The following is a 17,452-nucleotide window of genomic DNA, read 5'->3' as shown; positions in this document are numbered from 1 at the left end:
TTTCGGTCCGCAGACCCGGCTCCGGACACAATCCGGCCCAACAGCCGGCCGACCGCGCTCGACATCCTCCCGCGTCGTAAAAGCAGAAAGCCGCCGGAGAGATCTCTCTCCCGGCGGCTTTCTTTTCTTCCGCTCTATCCTGAATTACATGTCCTTGACCAGCGGCAGGCGGATGAAACTGGCCTGGGCCGGGCTGTGATAGACTCTCTGCACGGCCTTCTGGAAATCCGCGGGCCGGGCCTGGAAAATGTTGGGGACAAAACTCTGCGGGTTACGGTCGTAGAGCGGGAACCAGGTGGACTGCACCTGCACCATGATCCGGTGGCCGGGCAGGAACACGTGGTTGGCGTTGGGCAGGCTGAAAGTGTAGGCCAGCGGCTTGCCGGCGGCCAGGGCCTTGGGATTCTCGAAACTCTCGCGGTAGCGTCCACGGAAGATGTCGGCCGAGACCATCAACTGGAACCCGCCCATCTCGGGCTGGTTGAACACCTCATCCGGGTAGACATCGATCAGCTTGATCACCCAGTCCGAATCCGTGCCGCTGGTGGAGGCCACCAGGTTGACCTCCGGCGTGCCGCTGATCTTGACCGGCCCGGTCAGGACCTCCGAGACAAAAGCCAGCACATCCGGGCGGCTCGAGGCCTCGCGCTGGTCGTCGGTCAGCCAGTGTGACCAGCCGCGCTCCTCGTCGTAACCGGCCGCTGGGATCGGGCGGGCGCGGTAGGGCACGGGCTTGGCCGGGTCGGAGACATACTCCTCGTACTCCGCATCCCCAGCTTTGGGGGCGCTGAAATCCAGTTTCAGCCCGGCCTTGAGGTAGAGCGGCGCGGGCTGGATGCTCTTGTCCCTGTCACCGGCGGCGGGCCAGGATTCCAGGCTCAGCCAGCGGTTGGTTCCGGTCTCGAATGCGGCCACGGGCGGGACTTTCTGCGCCGGGGCGCGGTCGAGCAGGTGCTGGGCCAGGAACGGGCGCAGAATGTTCTGACGGAAATAGAGGGCGGTGTCGAAATTGAAACGCACCGCTCCCAGGCTGTTCCCGTCCCGGCTGGCCTGGCCGTGCGACCAGGGGCCGAGCACCATGTACACCATGTCGTTGGCCGTATCTTTCGGCTCCAGGGCCCGGTAGACCGCGGGCGCACCGTAGATGTCCTCCTGGTCCCAGAGCCCGTGGACCAGCATCACCGGCACCTTGAGCGGCTGGGCCGCCAGGATCCTGTCCATGGCCTGGTCGCGCCAGAAAGAGTCGTAGTCCGGGTGCTCCAGTATTTTGCGCCAGAACCCTGACTGCTCCAGGCCGCGGCTATGGCCCAGAGCGGCCGCAGAGCCGGCCAGCAGGCATTCCTCGTATTCATCGGAATGGACCGGCCACCAGCCGAAATCGGAGCCGCGGGTGCTCTCCTGGCTGTAGATATAGGGCAGGCTGACCAAGCGGAATGCGCCGTAATGGAACCAGTCGTCCCCGATCCAGCCGTCCACCATCGGGTTGATCGGCACGGCGGCCTTGAGCGCCGGGTGCGGGTTGACCAGGCCCATCAGGGACAGGAAACCGTTGTAGGAGGTGCCGATGATGCCGACCTTGCCGTTGGACTCCGGGATGTTCTTCACCAGCCAGTCGATCGTGTCCCAGGTGTCGGTGGCGTGGTCGACCGGGGTGGGGTTCAGCGGGCCGGCCACCTGGCGGGTCAGCACGTAGTCGCCCTCGGAGCCGTACTTGCCGCGTATGTCCTGGAACACCCGGATGTACCCGTCCTCCAGGATCAGTTCACTGGCGTTGTCGCCGGCCAGGAGCATGCCCATGTGCGGACTCCAGCGCCCGCTCAGGTACTTGTCGGCCTTGTAGGGCGTGCGGGTGAGCAGAATCGGCGCCCCCTTGGCCCCGCGCGGCACCACGATCACCGTGTGAAGCTTCACCCCGTCGCGCATGGGGATCATCTCCTCACGCTTGACATAGTCGAAACTGTCGGTCACGGGCTTGAAGCTGGCTGGAATCTCGCTGGGCAGCTGCGGATACCTGGGGGCCAGGCTGTCGCCCTGGGCGGCCGGGGCCGGGCTGAAACCCAGCGCCGCAAAAAACAGCAGCAGCGGGAAAACCATCCCCGCAACGGCGCCCCGGCAAGTGCGGGGCTTGGGATGGGGTTGAGACTCACGGACGGTCCGAACGTTGATCCATGCCATTGCCGCACCTCCTGAGCTGGTAAAAGCGTTGACTGCCGCAGGGCCGCTCGTGCCTGCCCGCTCTGCCCCGAACGGCTTGATTATCTGATGGCCGGAAGGCACAAACAAGATTCCAGCCCGGACCGGACCAATTCGGTAATAGTTAAAAACTGCAAGTTGAAATGTCCAGCAAATAATCCAGTCTGCACTCCTGGCTTCACTCGCCAGATCGACGGCAGACGGTCGAAAAAACTTGACAGTCGGGTTTCCGCGGTTATTATATTATTAACCCTATCATATAGGTCATATAATAGCGATGAAACTGACCACACGCAGCGAATACGCCCTGCTGGCGCTGTTGCACCTGGCCCGCGCAAACTCGGACAGCTATATCCGGGTCGAGTCGATCGCCGAGGCGCAGAAAATCCCGGTCAAGTACCTGGAGCAACTGCTCCTGACCCTCAAGCGCGCCCGCTACGTTGCGAGCCAGAAAGGCCAGGGCGGCGGCTACCGTCTGGCCCTGCCGGCCCGGGACATCTCGCTGGCCGAGATCATCCGCCTGTTCGACGGTGCGCTGGCGCCCACGGAATCGGTGAGCAAGTATTTCTACGAGCCCACCCCCATCGAGAGTGAGCAAAGCCTGGTGCAGGTTTTCCGCCAGATACGCGACTATGTCTCGGAAACGCTCGAAAAAACCAGCCTGGAGGATGTAAAATAATTTTTTCCAGGTTATACGACTTATTCCATAGGACAAATAACATAATGGTCGAGAGCTTGACAATCCTGGGGGGGGTCGGCCGAGACGGTCAGCCAGAGCCGGTGGAGCGGGTCGAGATGCGCATGGGGGACATGGTGAGCATCGTCGGGCCGACCGGATCGGGCAAATCGACCCTGATCGACGACATCGAGCTGCTGGCGGAGGCCAACACGCCAAGCGGACGGCGTATCCTGATCGATGGCTGCACACCACCGGCCCGGTTCCGCCACGACCCGGCCCACAACCCGGTCGCCCTTATCACCCAGCACACCTCGTTCCTGTCCGACCTGCCGGTGGAGGAGTTCCTCTCCATCCACGCCCGTATCCGCAGCAGCGAGCAGGGACAGGTCAGCCGGCTGGTGGAGCAGGTGCTCGTCTTCGCCAACCAGCTCACCGGCGAGCCGGTCCGTCCGGGGTGCCGCATGACCGAGATGTCGGGCGGCCAGACCCGGGCGCTGCTGATCGCGGACGCCACGGTGATCTGCAACACCCCGATCATCCTGCTGGATGAGGTCGAGAACGCCGGCATCCACCGCAGCCGGGCCTTGGAGCTGTTGCGCGGGTACCGCAAAATTTTCATCTTCGTCACCCACGACCCGCGGATCACCCTGCTGTCCGACTACCGGATCGTGATGCAGGGCGGCTCGATGCGCAAGGTGCTGCATACCGATGAGGCGGAGCGCCGCTGCGCCGCCGGGGTGAGCCGTCTGGACGAGATGCTGGGCGGCCTGCGTGAGCGCCTGCGCAACGGCGAGCGTCTGAGCGCCGGGATGCTGGAGGGACTCGCATGCGACTTCTGATCTGCGCCGGGCCGGCCACTACCGGAAAGACCTCGGTCCTGCGGCACATGGTCCGCCGTCTGCTCGCCGGGGGAACTCGGGTGGTGTTTCTGAAGGTCGACGTGCAGTACGCCGAGGAGGACGAGCAGTTCGCGCGCGAATTCGGAATCCCGGTGCGCAAGGTATACTCCGGCGAGCTCTGCCCGGACCACTGCAACGTGATGGTGCTGGGGGACGCGGTCGCATGGGCGCGCCGGGAGCAGGCCGATTTCCTGATCGTGGAGACCGCGGGGCTGTGCCTGCGCTGTTCGCCGTACGTGGACACGGGCCTGGGGATGATCGTGCTGGAGGCCACCAGCGGGATGAACCTGCCGCTCAAGGTCGGCCCGATGCTCTCGCTGGCCGATGTGGCCGTGGTGACCAAGATCGACCGGGTGAGCCAGGCCGAGCGCGAGGTGTTCCGGGCGCGCATCCAGGATGTGGCCCCGTCGGTGCGCATCCGCGAGGTGAACGCCCTGCACGGGATCGGGATCGATCCGCTGCTGGAAATGCTGGGAGAGGCTCCGGAGGCAGGTGAGCGCATGCTGCTGCGCGGCAACCCGCCGGTGGGCACCTGCACGATCTGTGTCGGGAAAAAAGAGGTCGGCTGGCAATCGCATTTCGGGGTGGTCCGGCCGCTGGAAAACCAGACTTTCTACCGTGGGGAATGAGCGCGCGGGGGTATCCGCCGCCCTTTCGCCGCAGTCAGAAATATAACGATGGGGGAGGAGAGTCCGTGTCGATCACAGAGAAAGAGTTGCCCGGACTGGACTGCGGGGTCTGCGGGTTCCGTACCTGCGCCGAGCTGGCCGGACGTCTGGAGGGCCGGCCGCAGTTGTTGAAACGCTGCATTCACCTTTCGCAGGACACCCTGCATCCGCAGACTCATTCGGCCGCCGAGCCGCTCCCCTGCGCGCCGGCCATGCCCTGCGTCTGCTCCGGGCAGTCCACGGAAACAGCTCAACCCTGGCGGGACAGCCTGGGCCGGGAGTTCGATTTTTACCTGGAGCATTTCCCCGAGGATCCGGGGCCGCGGGAGATAATCCTGCCGCACAATCCGATGCTGACACGCGAGCTGGAGATACGGGAGGGTGATTTGCTGATCGGCCGGCCGCTGGGGATGTCCTGCGGCTGCCCGGTCACGCACTGCGGGGTGGCGCTGAACGTGGACACGCGCACCGGCGTGATCCTCTGGTGCGTCACCGGTCCCCTGCAGCCGCGCCAGCAGGGGTGCAAGGACCTCGGCTACTACAGCGCCGAGGGCTACGAGGGCCTGATCAGTCAGGCGCGCTGCGAGGTGAGGATCGGCATGCGCTATTTCTTTCAGCCGCGCCGCTGCATGCTGCAGTGGCGGCACAGCGGACTGGTGAACTACCTCAACCGCACGCCGGATGGCCTTCAGGTCCGGCTGGAGGGCCTCTGGATCGGCTGAAACTTTCGGGAACTATATCTCACTGGGCTACGGACGTGGCCTCGGGCCGTTTCAGCTTCCAGCGTTCCAAGCGTTCGTAAGCGGCCTCCACAGTGCCCAGGATCGCCTGCAGGTCCAACGGCTTGAGGAAATAATCGTCGAACCCGGCCTCGCGGCAGTCGAACAGCTCGAACACGTTGGCGTAGCCGGTCATGGCGAAGATGGCGGCAATCGGGTTGTCTCGCCGTATGATCCGGCACAGCTCAATACCGTCCATGCCGGGAAGGCGCAGGTCGAAAAACATGCAATCGACTTTGACTGATTTCAGAAGTTCGACCGCCTGCATGCCGCTGTCGGCCGTGTAGACCTCGTAGCCGAACTGCTCGAAGGCCATACGCAGCATTTCGAGAATGGAAACCTCGTCATCCACGAACAGTATTCGTTTTTTCATGGATTGCTCCCTCCGGTCTTAACCTTTCCATCCCTGCGGAAGATAAGGCTTTGCCGTCCCTGGCGCTGTCCAGGCGATTCTGATCGTCGATGCGCAGAGTGCGCAGGTTCTGCAGCCCCGTGCTGATATCGCGCAGGCGCTGGATCTGTTTCCTGATTTCCTGGAGACAGTGGAAACTGCTGTCCCGCAGTCCCCCGTCGAACATCAGCATCTCGAGATAGCCGGATATCACCTGCAGCGGCTGTGATATCTCGTGACAGACCGCGAGCGAGGTCTCCAGGGCGGCTTTCAGGGTCCGGTTCTCGATACGCTGGGCCTCGACCCGACGGGCCGCAGTCATGTCGTTGATCGCCACCATGACCGTGTCGCTCTCGGGGAAATACCGCGTGGACAGCCTGAGTATACGCGGGCCGCGGTCGGCGAAATGGAACTCGGTCTCCACATCCGAGTACTCGGTGCGCGAAATGAATGAATCGTCGATCACGCTGCGGAGCATGCAGCTCCGGCAGACTCCGCTCTCCGCGCAACCACCGGTTCCCTTGTCCAGATACTTGCAGCGCAGGACATGGGCGCTGGACCGGCCGACCAGCTTGTCCTTGGGTATCCGGGTCAGGATCGAGGCGGAACGGTTGGCCAGAACGATATTCTTCTCCCTGTCCACCAGAAAAATGGAGGAGGGGAGGTTATCGATCACCGCCTCGATGCCGGCCTGGAGGGTCATTTCAAAATCAGTTTTCATAGAAGATGTCTTTCTTTTTCACGGTTGGCATTTGTTTTCCCGCGCCGTTCCTCGACACGGTCAGTTCGGGATATGTATTTTCGGTTTGTCCGGCTCAGTATCGGGCCGACAAGGCCCTGGCACTCTCCGTCCATCCGCGCGGTCATGTCCTTGCGTGCGGCCCGGCCCATTGTGACCATCATCTCCTCCACCGGCCGCGGCAGGCTGTCGAGCAGGCGGTTGGCCCCCTCGGCGATTTGACGGTAGTTGCCCTCGAAAACGCTCTCGTCCGCGCGCGAATCGAGCTTGCCCTGCTGCGCCGCCTCGGTGAGAGCGGCGATCTCGCGGGTGTTCTGCACGTCTTTCGAGATGTCCAGCACATATTACAGCGTGCCAAGCACTTTGCCCTTCCCGTAGTACAACGGCGCCGCGGTGTAGCGGATGGAAATCTCTACAGCGGGCAGACTGGCTACGGTGTCGGCGGTGAGCGCCCTTCTTTCGCGCATGGCCTGCGCGTAGCCGCAATTGGATGTGCGGCAGTGGCCGGTCTCTTGAAAAGTTCGTTGCATTTCCTGCACCGGGCGCTCGCCTCCGTCAGCCCCAGCGCCCCGGCCCCGGCCCGGTTCAGGTAGATGACGTTGAAATCCAGCTCCATGGCCATTATCGGCGCAAGGACATTACACTAGGATATCGAGCTCAAGACAACGGGCTCCGGATGCTTTCGTCCCGGTTATCTTCGCCAGGATATCCTTAAACTTGCTTCCATCCCCTTGTCGAATTTCCCGCCGTGGCAGGAACTCTCGCGCTGAATAACCGGTCCGAACACATCTCGCACGGGTGGGTGAGAGATTTTCGACATTGTGACCTCAGCACAATCAAAAAATGTGCCTGAGGCTCACAATCTTCTATCCTGCTTTAATTATTACAGTTACAAACACAACCGAGTCGCCGTCTGAAACGGATGACTGAAATGAGACAAAAAAGATGAATCCGTGTCTGGTTTCGGACGCCGCCCCGGCTGTCCGGTTGATCCCCCGGCAAGGGAGCGAGGGCCATGGGGCGGCAAGACTGAAAAAAATGAAACCCGGCACTCTTTTGCGGGGTCGCATAATATGAGCGATGCAACAAGGCCGGTCAGTGGATCGACAGGGGCAATGCCGCGACCGGTTTCCAGACGGCAGGCTCAATTTTCAAACATTTATTCTTGACGATGGTATAAACAGTAGAGGTCAACACGCACGGCGGGCCGCCGTGAAAACCGCACCGTACGGCAGGCACCCGAACGAAAGGATTTGCGGCCAAGCACGCTCAGATCTTCATCCGTCGCCGCTTTGCACAAGCCCCCCGGCAACCGGGCGCGGATGGATGTCAGAAACCCGGAGCGACTCTTCGGGGATTTATCAATCCTCAATTTCCCAATCCGCAAAGGGAGGGAGAATGTTCAGGTCCATCCTCGCTGCATCCCTGCTCATGTTCAGTCCGTTGCTTGCCGGCCAGGCGACATTCGGCCAGAGCGCCGACGAGACGAGGCCGGAATCCGGCGATAAGGTCCAGATACAGGCCGCGGTCTCCGGCTGGATCGAAACAGTGAAAGAGCCTCTCGCTCTGAGCGCCCAGCAGCAGCAGCAACTGGCCGGCCTCTACCTGAACGAGGTGGAACAGGCTTTCACCGGCCCCACAAGCGTGTCCCCAAACGACAAGGAAGCGATCAACCAGGCGCTGGTGGACGCCTGGCAAAGACTGAGAAATATCCACAGCGCGGCCAGCGCGGTTGTCGGGCCGCAGAAAGCCGAGCGCTATTTCGAGCTGGAAAGAGCGCGGATGGTGAGCAGTTGCGTGAAGCACCTGGCCGCGCTTTCTCTGACCCCGGTGCAGGAGGCCCGGATCCGGGAGATCATCGGCGCCGAGGCGGACATGATGCTCAAGTACACGCAGGAGGACCTGCGTCACCGTAAGGCCCGCACCGACATGGCCAACAAGCTCCGTCGCAGGATCGAGCAGAGCGAGCGCGACATCGAATCCCTGCTGACCGCGGAACAGAAAAGCGGCTTCGCCAAACTGTTCGAGGTCAGCCCGTTGCGGTACCTGGGTTGAGTCGCAAGCCCGGGTGCTTTTATCATAGATGCAGCACGTGTGAGGGGCCGCCTGTGCGACTGCAGGCAGCCCCTCATTCGTTTCTTTTCTTTTAAATTGTCGGAGTGCTGCGGCTGACAATCAGACCAGCAGGTTGAACAGCACCCCGGCCACGAAGGCCCCGGCCAGGGCGTAGCCCACGAACAGAAGAAGGAAACGCAAGCCGAAAGCCTCCCGGAACGCGTACATCGAGGACAGTTTCGTGGCCGGGCCCGAGATGAAAAAGGCCAGCACCGCGCCCTGGCTCAGGCCCAGGCCGGCCAGGGCCTGCATCACCGGGATCGAGGCGCCGCCGCACTGGTAAAACGGGATGCCCGCGGCGATGGCCGCCAGCACGGCCAGACTGCCCGTGCCGCCCAGCAGCGCCCGCAGTGACTCCGGCGGCAACAGCGCCTTGAGCGCCGCGCTGATCAGCAGGCTCAGGCTGAACACCCGGGCAATGAAAAGGCTCTGACGCCAGAGAGCGGTGCGCAAGTCGCGCGCGCCGTAGCTCTCCGCCTTGGCCTGGGATGCGGCCAGGAACTCCGCCCGCGCGGCTGTCGGGAACCGCAGCTCCAGGGCTTTCCAGGCCAGGCCCCCGGCCACGGCCAGGATGAACGCGGACAGCACGCGCGCCAGGGTCATCTTCCAGCCGAAAGCGGCCCAGGTAAGAAGTATCAGGTTGGGATCGATCAACGGGCAGGCGACCAGGAAAGCCAGCGCCACCGGGGCTGGCATGCCCGAGGCGACAAACACCGCGGCCAGCGGAGCAGCCAGGTAGAACGGCAGCGGAGCCAGCATTCCGGCCAAGGCGGCCAGGACTATGACCAGGGGCTTGTTCGAGCGGAAAAGCGCGGCCCGGCCCAGGCCCAGGAAACTGCGCCGCAGAATGGCCGCCAGCACTATCCCGGCCAGGAGGTAGGGGAACAACTCGCCCAGCAGCTCGAAGAAATTGACTATGATCCGCCAGGTCCAGGTGCGCAGGAATATCCTCTGGAACGTGTACCAGGAGTCCAAGCCCACCTCATGGCCGCGCGGCCGTCCAACCGGTCCTCAGTTTCCACCCAGGCTCTTGAGCAGGCTCAGCAGATCGAACACATCCACCCGGCTGTCCCCGTTGCAGTCGTAATCCGCGCCCTGGCTGCCGGAACTGAGCGCCTTGAGCAGGGCCAGCAGGTCGAACACATCCAGCTTGTTGTCGCCGTTGCAGTCCCCGGGCTTGTGCACCGGAGTGGTGGAGGCCATGAATCTGGCTCCGGCCAGACGGTTGCCGGCGTATTTCTTGTCCGGCTCGTTCTCGCAGACATTCAGGCTGAAAGTGCTCTCGCCGCCGCGCTGGACAGTCTTGACCAGGATGCGGTTGAGCCCTTTCTGCACCGTGACATTGACCACCGAGTTGGGCAGATGGTGCTCGCGCGCGGCGCCGCTGTAGTGATAAACGAGTTGGCCGTTCAGCCAGAGCGCCATCTCCTGGGCCGAGCCGACCCAGAGCTGCGCCGCGGCGGCCTCCGGGCAATCCAGCCAGGCGAAACTGTATTCCACCCCGTCGACCGAATCCCGGCAGACCGCGGCCGGGTCGATGATGTCATCGTAGAAGTACAGCGGCCGGCTCCAGCCGTCCTTGCCTGCCACCGGCGCGGCCGCGGCCTCGCCGCCCAGACGGTCGCTGTCCAGGTCCGTGCCGGCAAAACCGCCCCGCACCAGCCAGGTCCGGTTGCTCTGGCCATAGTAGGAATAGCTGGAATTCATCTGTGATGCGACCATGGTCTTCTCGGCCTTGATAAACCGGTCGGCGCAGTGCTCGATGGCGCCGCCCGCGATCTCGATCTTGTCCAGGTCGTTCTGGCCCAGGCCGGCCAGGGCCGCCAGGCTGATATGCTCCACGTCATCAGGGTTCACCCCCATCAGGTGCGAGCACACGGCATCCACGGCCACCACATCCGTTCCGGCGATTATCAGGTTGCGCCGCTTGGAGATACCGGAGAAGTACTTGGACTGCTCCTTGCACGTGATCGCGTCCACCAGGGTCAGGTTGGCCGGCAGGGCGCGGTGCAGCTCGACTATGTTCTTCTGGATGTGGTCGGCGGCGTGGTTCAGTCCGATGCCGTTGCCGCCGTAGCCCCCGTCCTTGGACCAGCCGTAGACCATGCCGGGCAGGATTCCGACCCAGTTCTTGAGGCCCACGGTCACGCCGGTTGTGTGCACTTTCATCACCGGCACGTCGATGATGTAATCCGCCTCGACCAGGGTGCGAGGAAGGTAAAACACAGTCTGGTCCGGAGACAGGCGCGGCTCCGGGACTTTCACCGCCACGGTGTCGTCATAGTTCAGGTCCACCCAGTCGAAATCCAGGCCCGGGTAGGCCGGGTCGGCCTTGAGGGATTCGACCATACCCTTGTAGCCGGTCATCGTGTAGCCGTCCAGCGTGGCCCAGGCTGCCACGCCCGGGGTGCCGGGACGGGTCCAGCCGCCCGCGGCCTCGGCCACCCGGATGCTGTAGCCCGGGTTGTGCGCATAGAGCGCCAGCGCCAGGGCGCGGATCACGCGCCAGTCGGTGTCCACTCCGGTGCCGTTCACCCGCTTTCCCACCTCGCCCGGCTCGACTATGTTAGGCTTGAGCACGATGCTGTGCACTGAGGCCGGGACCAGCAGGTCCAGGCCACCGGCCAGGTCCAGGGCTTCCTGGACCATCGCGGCGATCTGCTCGTAGGTCAGGCTGTCGCTCAGTGCGGCCGGCTCGTGCAATCCTGAATAGTCGCTGGGCACCAGGCTCACCGTGCTGACATGATTGGCGTCATATTGCCAGTCGGACATCTCGCACCAGCGGGTGTGGGCCACCGGGGTCTGGGAGCGCACCGCGAAATCCAGGCCGACCAGCCCGGTGAGCAGCGCGATCAGGACGAGAGAAGAACGTCTCTTTTTCATCTTAAGTCCCCTGTCTTCGTCCGGGCGGCAAGCCCCGTCCGAGCGGCGGTTGATCCAGAGGTGGAGCACAGCGGCGGGAATGTTAGAGCGTTATGTCTACTTATTGGATTAGTCCAATGTTACATCTATTGTTCCCCCAGGCCAGAAAAATATCACACCCTCAGGACAGCAACATATATATTTAGATTGATGTTCCTTTTCGTTGTTCCAGCCGATGCGCGACTGACCGCCCTCGGCGGAAGTTCTGAAATCGCTGGCGCGGATTTAATTCTCCCCAATCAAGGAGCGCTCCCATGCGCAGTCGACCCGTTCGAGGGCTGTTCCTGGTGCTGCTGTTGCTCTGGCTGGCTGTTCCCGTATCCCGGCTCGCGGCGGACACCTCGCCTGCGGCCTACCGCGTGCGCGAGGAGTTGGACGTGAAAGTCGAGATGCGCGACGGGGTGCGGCTCTCGGCCAACATCTACCGTCCGGACACCGCGGGCGCGTTCCCGGCGCTCCTGCTGCGCACGCCCTACGGCAACGGCGGCGCGGGTAACGGCGAGGGGCATTTCTTCGCCTCGCGCGGCTATGCGGTGGTGCTGATGGATGTGCGCGGACGGGGTGAGTCGGAGGGCCTGTTCGACGCGGTCCGGAACGAGCGGGACGACGGCGTGGACAGCCAGAAATGGCTGGCCGCGCAGAGCTGGTGCAACGGCCGGTTCGGCACGTTCGGCGGCTCCTACGTGGGGTTCACCCAGTGGATGCCCGCCCCCCAGGCCGACCAGGATCGTCTGGTGGCGATGTTCCCGGTGGTCACGGCCTCGGACATGCACGATGAGGTCTATTACGGCGGCGCGTTCCGCATGAGCCTCTGGAGCGCCTGGAGCTTCGAGATGACCCTGCCCTACGGCCTCAACGCCAAGCGCACGGATGAGCAGTTGATGAAAATCTACGAGTCCCTGCCGCTGGCCGACCAGGACCGGCTGGCCGGCTGGAAAGTGCCGTTCCTGCGCGACTGGCTGAGCCACCCCGAGCACGACCGTTACTGGGAGCCGACCACTGTCGGGGACGGGCATTCGAAGATACGGGCCGCGGCGTTCAACGTGGGCGGCTGGTTCGATATCCTTTTGCACGGCACGCTCAACAATTTCAGCGCCATGACCGCCTCGGGCATCGACCCGGCCGTGCGCGCCGGGCAGCGCCTGCTGATCGGGCCCTGGGTGCACAGTTTCACCCGCGACGGCCGCACCGGCGAGCTGGATTTCGGCAAGGGCGCGGTCCTGGATGTGCGGCAGATCGAGCTGCAGTGGTTCGACAACCGGATCAAGGGCCTCGACACCGGTCTCGACACCCTCGGCCCGGTGCGTCTGTTCGTGATGGGACGGAATGAGTGGCGCAACGAGAAGGAGTGGCCCCTGGCCCGCACCCAGTACCGCGATTTCTACCTGGACGGCGGCGGAAAGGCCAACACGCGTAACGGCGACGGTGTCCTGAGCGAAAAAGTCCCGGCCCGCGACAACCCCGACCGCTTTGTCTACGACCCGCGCGACCCGGTCCTGAGCGCGATGGAGGGACCCTATGACGAGGCGGCCAAGGAGCTGCGCGGCGATATCCTGGTCTACACCACGGCCGCGCTGGACGCCGACCTGGAGGTGACCGGACCGGTGCGCGCCGTGCTCTGGGCCGAAAGCTCGGCCCCCAGCACCGATTTCACGGTAAAGCTGCTGGACGTGCACCCGGACGGCCGGGCGATGAGCCTGTGCGACGGGATCGTGCGGGCCACGTACCGCGAGCCGGGCAAGGCGCCCACGCCCATTCAGCCGGGCAAAATCTACGAGTACAGTATCGACCTCTGGGCCACCAGCAACGTGTTCCTCAAGGGCCACCGCATCCGGGTGGAGGTCTCGAGCAGCAACTTCCCGCGTTTCGACCGCAACCTGAACACGGGTGAGGATTTCGCCACCGGCACGCGGATCGAGAAAGCCAGCCAGGGCGTACACCACGGCAAGCTCTATCCCTCGCGGATCGTGCTGCCGGTGATCCCGTAAGGTCTCAGCTTACGAGAGTATTCCTGCCGTAAAACAAAAGGGGCGCGCTGTGCAGCGTGCCCCTTTTTATTTGAATCTACACACCCCGTCGGCTACGCCGCCCCCCCTCTTTTTAGAGGGATTGAAAGCCTCTCCTCCTGGGCAATTTATCGCGGGCCGGACAGCGGGGCGGGATAACTGCCCTCTCGAGAGGGGTGCCCGTGTCAGCGGGCAGTGTGTGTTACAGTCGAGTCAGGCAAACAAAAAAAGTCTTTCTCTCCACCTCACTTCCCACTCTCGAAATGGTAGCGCTCACCCCAGCTCAACACCGGGCAGGGGCAGGCGATGTCCCCGATCTTCCCGTAGGTCTTGGAAAAGCTCTCCCTGTGGTCCACCGTGTGGCCCAGCTCGTTCTCATGCCCGGTGATAACCAGGCGGGGGTTGACCCCGCGGACCAGGCGCGGCAGATCGGGGGTCCAGCAGTTGGGCAGCAGGATATCGACTTGGTGGTGCGTGCCCAGGCTGTCGATCCAGGCCGCGAAATCCTCACGGTTATCCTGGTCGCCGGTGTGCATGACCGATACACCGCCCGAGCGGACCAGGTGGACATTGTTCGGGATGTCCTCCTGGTGGCCGGGGAAAACACGGTAAGCCACGCCGCCCAGGCTCAGGTCCGCGCCAGCGGAGGGATAGGTCAGTCCGGGCCCGAGCGGACGGTCGCTCCAGAGACCCTCCGGGGCGGCCACCGGTTTTCCCAGCCGCCGCAGGCGCTCCACGAAACCATAGTTCGCATGGTCGCGGTGCGGGTGCGAGAGGAACATCACATCCAGGGCCCGGGCCAGGCGCTCCTGCTGGCTGTCGCTCATGAGCACCGAGTCCACGCCCGGGTTTATGTCGAAGCCGAATGTCGCCTCGCTGGTCTTCACTACAAAAGAGTGGTTGTACAGCTTCCAGAGCGTGGCCCCGGAGGTGACTTTCTCGTCTTCGATCCGGGTCAGGGCGCTCTCGATCGCCTGCCGGTAGTACTCCCCTATCGCGCCGATCCGCGGGGCCTCGGACAGGTGCAGCGGGTCATCCAGCAGCCAGAGCGTCTGACGGCGCAGCTCGGGTTCGCCGCTGCCGGGCGGATTGGCGGCCAGCGTGGTTTCCACCTCTGCCAGGGCCGCGCGCACCCAGGTGTCCCGTTTCGCGGTCACAGTGGGGCTGTTCTGCGTACTCCCCGCTCCGCAGCCCGCAGTCAGAAAGGCCAGGCCGGCAAGAAAGCCCGCCAGCAAGACAGATGCCAAACCCCATTTCTTCATACCCGAACTCCTCTGTTTGCGTGGAATCGGCGCGTGTGACCGGATTCAATCCGTCTCTTATATAGCCCGCTCACGCCCGCCTGACAAGATTGTTCGCTCGGCCCGCGCCGACTCTTTCCCGCGTAAATCCGTCTTGCTCAATAAAAGAAAACTGTTATTTTGTTTTTAATCTGAATCAATTGCCGGACCCACCCGGCACCAACCCCTCAAACTGAATTCCCCCAAAGGAATGTCAATAAAAAGGAGTAGAGAATGGCTCGCTGGATGAGACAGGTTTCGATGGCTTTCCTTCTCTGTCTGGGCGCGGCGCTCATTCTGCCGCTGCCTGTCGCGGCTGTCACACCGGAGCTGTCCTCGGTGCGGTTCAACGAGGATGTCAACGGTGACGGCCGGGTGAGCATCATGGACGTGCTGTGCCAACTGGCCCGCCTGCGCTCCGGCTCCGCCGCCTGGACCGGCGATTTCAACGGCGACGGGGTGCGCTCCCTGGCGGACGCCATATTCCTGGGCCGCCGGATAAATGGCGGCACGGTCAGCCAGGCCGAACCAACGGCCACCTCCTGGCGCGTGGTCGGGCCGGGCGGCGGCGGCGGCCAGTTCCTGCCCACGGTCAACCCGGCCGACCCGGACAATGTGTTCGAGCGCTGCGACATGACCGGGGCCTACGTGACCTACGACAACGCCAAGACCTGGCGCATGTTCAACCTGCGCACCATCGTCCTGGACTTCGAGTTCGACCCCTCCGACCCGAACACGGTTTACGCCGCCTCCGGCATGCTCCTGCGCAGCCGGGACAAGGGCCTGCGCTGGGAGATTGTCTACCCCGACCCGGCCGATATAATCAAGGAGCACATGGAGGGCGACCACGCCGACTACTGGGTCGAGACCGCCCAGGGCCAGCCCGAGGGCGAGCAATCCACCGAGGTGGAGCTGGTGCGCGTGGACCCCACCAATAGCAACCACCTCTGGATAGTACACTCCGCACCCTGGGGCGCCTCGTACTACGTTCTGGTCTCCAACGACTACGGCGCGAGCTGGCGACGCGTGGTATCGGACCTCGGTTCGCCGGTGATCGCCCTGTTCCCCGGCTCCTGGTGGGGCAAGCCGGATGAGGTGCTGGTTGTGACCCAGAGCCAGGCGCTCCTTGTCTCGGAGACCAGCGGGCAGTCAACTCCAGTCAGCCTGCCGCTCTCCTCGCTGGATGCGGCCGATGGCGGGCACGACAGCCAGGGAACCCTTCTGTACGTCCTGGGAAGCAACAAAGTCTACCGCAGCGCGGACCGCGGGGCCACCTGGACCAGCGTGACCACCAGCACCCTGTCCGGCGGCACTTACAACACCCTGGCGGTCTGTGAGGGCAAGCCGGATGTGGTCTATCTTTCCTGCCCGGATTTCCCGGGCGGCACTTTCGGGATATTCCGCACCAGCGACCGCGGGGCCAAGTGGGAATGGGTCTATCATTCCGGCTGGAGCGGACTGGTCCTCAACAACCTGATCGACCAGGGCTGGCTGGATGCGGTCTACGGGCCGGGCTGGCGCGGCAGCGCGCTGTCGATCGGGGTCTGCGCCTCCAACAGCGATATCGCCTACGTGACCGACTACGGCGGCACGATCCGCACCCTGGACGGCGGCAAGACCTGGAACCAGGTGTACTCGAACACCAACGCGGACGGCACCTTCTCCAGCCGCGGCCTGGATGTGACCGGCAGCTACACGCTGAAGTTCGACCCGTTCGACAGCCTGCACATATTCGCCCCCACCACCGATATTGGGGCGTTCCAGAGCTTCGACGGCGGCCAGTCCTGGCAGAGCGGGATCAAGGGCGTGCCGGGCAACTGGGCCAACACCTGCTACTGGATGGAGTTCGACCCCGAGGTCAAGGGGCGCGCCTGGTCCGCCTGGTCCTACAAGCACGACCTGCCGCGAGACAAGATGTTCCGCAACGGGTTCAACGACCCGGCCGGCGGGATGATGACCACGACCGACGGCGGCCGCACCTGGACAAACGCCAGCTCCGGCCTGCCCTCCACATTCGTCCCCACTCATTTCGTGGTCGATCTGCGCACTCCGGCCGGCAACCGCACTCTTTACGCCAGCGGGTTCCGCAGCGGCGTGTACAAGTCGGTCAACAACGGCCTGACCTGGCAGGCCCTTCCCCAGGTGCCGGGAACCAACCGCAACTACTGGCACCTGTGCCTGTTGCCCGGCGGACGGTTGTTCGCCCTGGTGGTGCAGGACCGTCAGGGCAGTGTCATCACGGATGGCGGGCTGTTCCGCAGCGAGGACTCCGGGGCCACCTGGACCCAGGTGAGCCTGCCCGAGAAGGTCAATTTCCCCAACGACCTGATCTACGACCCGCTCAACCCCGACCGTCTGTACCTCTGCGCCTGGCCGCAGATGGACGTGGGCGAGATGGTCCACGGCAACTGGCAGGTGAACAACGTGGGCGGCGGCGTGCTGGCCAGCGACGACGGCGGTCTGACCTGGCGGCGTATTTTCCGCGAGGACGCCCATGTCTACGGCGCGGCGGTCGACCCGCGCGACAGCAACGTGATCGTGATCAACACGTTCGACAACGCCGCGTTCCGCAGCGAGGACCGCGGGGCCACCTGGACCCATATCCAGGGCTACAATTTCAAGTGGGGCTACCGTCCCATTTTCGACCCGGTTCACCCTGGCATGCTCTACCTGACCACGTTCGGCGGCGGGAACCATTACGGCCCGGCCAAGGGCGACCCGGCCGCGTTCGAGGACATCTCGAATTTCCAGATGCGCTGGTACTGGGGTGATCAGTTCTGA

At 63.7% G+C, this 17,452-nt stretch carries 15 protein-coding genes; 7 read left to right on the top strand and 8 right to left on the bottom strand.

Annotated elements, in window-relative coordinates:
* Positions 1-144: 144 nt before the first annotated feature.
* The gene (locus LLH00_08175) at positions 145-2,094 is read right to left on the bottom strand and encodes a CocE/NonD family hydrolase (GenBank protein ID MCE5271247.1); all 1,950 of its coding nucleotides are present in this window, start codon (positions 2,092-2,094) and stop codon (positions 145-147) included.
* Between the two features lie 376 nt (positions 2,095-2,470).
* On the opposite strand from LLH00_08175, the gene LLH00_08170 reads away from it, so the two are divergent.
* From LLH00_08170 to LLH00_08155, 4 genes are all read left to right on the top strand, one after another.
* Positions 2,471-2,872, top strand: coding sequence for an Rrf2 family transcriptional regulator (locus LLH00_08170; GenBank protein ID MCE5271246.1), 402 nt, complete (start codon positions 2,471-2,473; stop codon positions 2,870-2,872).
* Positions 2,873-2,916: 44 nt separating this feature from the next.
* Positions 2,917-3,711: an ATP-binding cassette domain-containing protein gene (locus tag LLH00_08165; protein MCE5271245.1), complete on the top strand. Its 795-nt coding sequence runs from the start codon at positions 2,917-2,919 to the stop codon at positions 3,709-3,711.
* Positions 3,699-4,400 (top strand): cobalamin biosynthesis protein, encoded by a 702-nt coding sequence (locus tag LLH00_08160; GenBank protein ID MCE5271244.1) that lies wholly within the window; start codon positions 3,699-3,701, stop codon positions 4,398-4,400. Before LLH00_08165 ends, LLH00_08160 begins: the two co-directional genes overlap by 13 nt.
* Before the next feature lie 65 nt (positions 4,401-4,465).
* The gene (locus LLH00_08155; protein MCE5271243.1) at positions 4,466-5,161 is read left to right on the top strand and encodes a Fe-S cluster protein; all 696 of its coding nucleotides are present in this window, start codon (positions 4,466-4,468) and stop codon (positions 5,159-5,161) included.
* 19 nt (positions 5,162-5,180) lie between these two features.
* On the opposite strand, the gene LLH00_08150 is transcribed toward LLH00_08155, so the two are convergent.
* The 4 genes from LLH00_08150 to LLH00_08135 are packed head-to-tail and all read right to left on the bottom strand — an operon-like array spanning position 5,181 to position 6,878.
* On the bottom strand, positions 5,181-5,591 hold the full coding sequence (locus LLH00_08150; protein MCE5271242.1) for a response regulator: 411 nt from the start codon (positions 5,589-5,591) through the stop codon (positions 5,181-5,183).
* Positions 5,563-6,330 carry a PAS domain-containing protein gene (locus tag LLH00_08145; GenBank protein ID MCE5271241.1) on the bottom strand — a complete coding sequence of 256 codons (768 nt, stop codon included), beginning with the start codon at positions 6,328-6,330 and terminating at the stop codon, positions 5,563-5,565. The genes LLH00_08150 and LLH00_08145 overlap by 29 nt, the downstream gene beginning before the upstream one ends.
* Positions 6,327-6,689, bottom strand: a complete 363-nt coding sequence (locus LLH00_08140; protein ID MCE5271240.1) for a hypothetical protein — start codon at positions 6,687-6,689, stop codon at positions 6,327-6,329. Before LLH00_08140 ends, LLH00_08145 begins: the two co-directional genes overlap by 4 nt.
* 3 nt (positions 6,690-6,692) lie before the next feature.
* Positions 6,693-6,878, bottom strand: coding sequence for a hypothetical protein (locus tag LLH00_08135; protein ID MCE5271239.1), 186 nt, complete (start codon positions 6,876-6,878; stop codon positions 6,693-6,695).
* Between the two features lie 868 nt (positions 6,879-7,746).
* On the opposite strand from LLH00_08135, the gene LLH00_08130 reads away from it, so the two are divergent.
* Complete coding sequence (locus tag LLH00_08130; protein ID MCE5271238.1) at positions 7,747-8,403, top strand: hypothetical protein; 657 nt, start codon at positions 7,747-7,749, stop codon at positions 8,401-8,403.
* A 120-nt stretch (positions 8,404-8,523) separates the two neighbouring features.
* Here LLH00_08130 and LLH00_08125 read toward each other — a convergent pair whose 3' ends face one another.
* Positions 8,524-9,438, bottom strand: a complete 915-nt coding sequence (locus tag LLH00_08125) for a permease (protein MCE5271237.1) — start codon at positions 9,436-9,438, stop codon at positions 8,524-8,526.
* A 36-nt stretch (positions 9,439-9,474) separates the two neighbouring features.
* Positions 9,475-11,346, bottom strand: a complete 1,872-nt coding sequence (locus LLH00_08120; GenBank protein ID MCE5271236.1) for a DUF362 domain-containing protein — start codon at positions 11,344-11,346, stop codon at positions 9,475-9,477.
* Between the two features lie 293 nt (positions 11,347-11,639).
* On the opposite strand from LLH00_08120, the gene LLH00_08115 reads away from it, so the two are divergent.
* Positions 11,640-13,373, top strand: coding sequence for a CocE/NonD family hydrolase (locus LLH00_08115; GenBank protein ID MCE5271235.1), 1,734 nt, complete (start codon positions 11,640-11,642; stop codon positions 13,371-13,373).
* 263 nt (positions 13,374-13,636) lie between these two features.
* Here LLH00_08115 and LLH00_08110 read toward each other — a convergent pair whose 3' ends face one another.
* Positions 13,637-14,638 carry a hypothetical protein gene (locus LLH00_08110; protein ID MCE5271234.1) on the bottom strand — a complete coding sequence of 334 codons (1,002 nt, stop codon included), beginning with the start codon at positions 14,636-14,638 and terminating at the stop codon, positions 13,637-13,639.
* 267 nt (positions 14,639-14,905) lie between these two features.
* Here LLH00_08110 and LLH00_08105 point away from each other — a divergent pair, with 267 nt between their 5' ends.
* Positions 14,906-17,452 carry a hypothetical protein gene (locus LLH00_08105; GenBank protein ID MCE5271233.1) on the top strand — a complete coding sequence of 849 codons (2,547 nt, stop codon included), beginning with the start codon at positions 14,906-14,908 and terminating at the stop codon, positions 17,450-17,452.

The sequence above is a fragment of the bacterium genome, assembly GCA_021372515.1.
Lineage (GTDB): Bacteria > Gemmatimonadota > Glassbacteria > GWA2-58-10 > GWA2-58-10 > JAJFUG01.
Note: the sequence above shows the minus strand (reverse complement) of the source record. Positions and strands in the feature narration are given on the sequence as shown.

What these genes read in the sequence shown, in the direction of transcription:
- LLH00_08135 (MCE5271239.1), bottom strand. Translation starts at nt 6,878, where the DNA reads ATGCAACGAACTTTTCAAGAGACCGGCCACTGCCGCACATCCAATTGC.
- LLH00_08165 (MCE5271245.1), top strand. Translation starts at nt 2,917, where the DNA reads ATGGTCGAGAGCTTGACAATCCTGGGGGGGGTCGGCCGAGACGGTCAG.
- LLH00_08115 (MCE5271235.1), top strand. Translation starts at nt 11,640, where the DNA reads ATGCGCAGTCGACCCGTTCGAGGGCTGTTCCTGGTGCTGCTGTTGCTC.
- LLH00_08170 (MCE5271246.1), top strand. Translation starts at nt 2,471, where the DNA reads ATGAAACTGACCACACGCAGCGAATACGCCCTGCTGGCGCTGTTGCAC.
- LLH00_08130 (MCE5271238.1), top strand. Translation starts at nt 7,747, where the DNA reads ATGTTCAGGTCCATCCTCGCTGCATCCCTGCTCATGTTCAGTCCGTTG.
- LLH00_08160 (MCE5271244.1), top strand. Translation starts at nt 3,699, where the DNA reads ATGCGACTTCTGATCTGCGCCGGGCCGGCCACTACCGGAAAGACCTCG.
- LLH00_08145 (MCE5271241.1), bottom strand. Translation starts at nt 6,330, where the DNA reads ATGAAAACTGATTTTGAAATGACCCTCCAGGCCGGCATCGAGGCGGTG.
- LLH00_08105 (MCE5271233.1), top strand. Translation starts at nt 14,906, where the DNA reads ATGGCTCGCTGGATGAGACAGGTTTCGATGGCTTTCCTTCTCTGTCTG.
- LLH00_08120 (MCE5271236.1), bottom strand. Translation starts at nt 11,346, where the DNA reads ATGAAAAAGAGACGTTCTTCTCTCGTCCTGATCGCGCTGCTCACCGGG.
- LLH00_08150 (MCE5271242.1), bottom strand. Translation starts at nt 5,591, where the DNA reads ATGAAAAAACGAATACTGTTCGTGGATGACGAGGTTTCCATTCTCGAA.
- LLH00_08175 (MCE5271247.1), bottom strand. Translation starts at nt 2,094, where the DNA reads ATGGTTTTCCCGCTGCTGCTGTTTTTTGCGGCGCTGGGTTTCAGCCCG.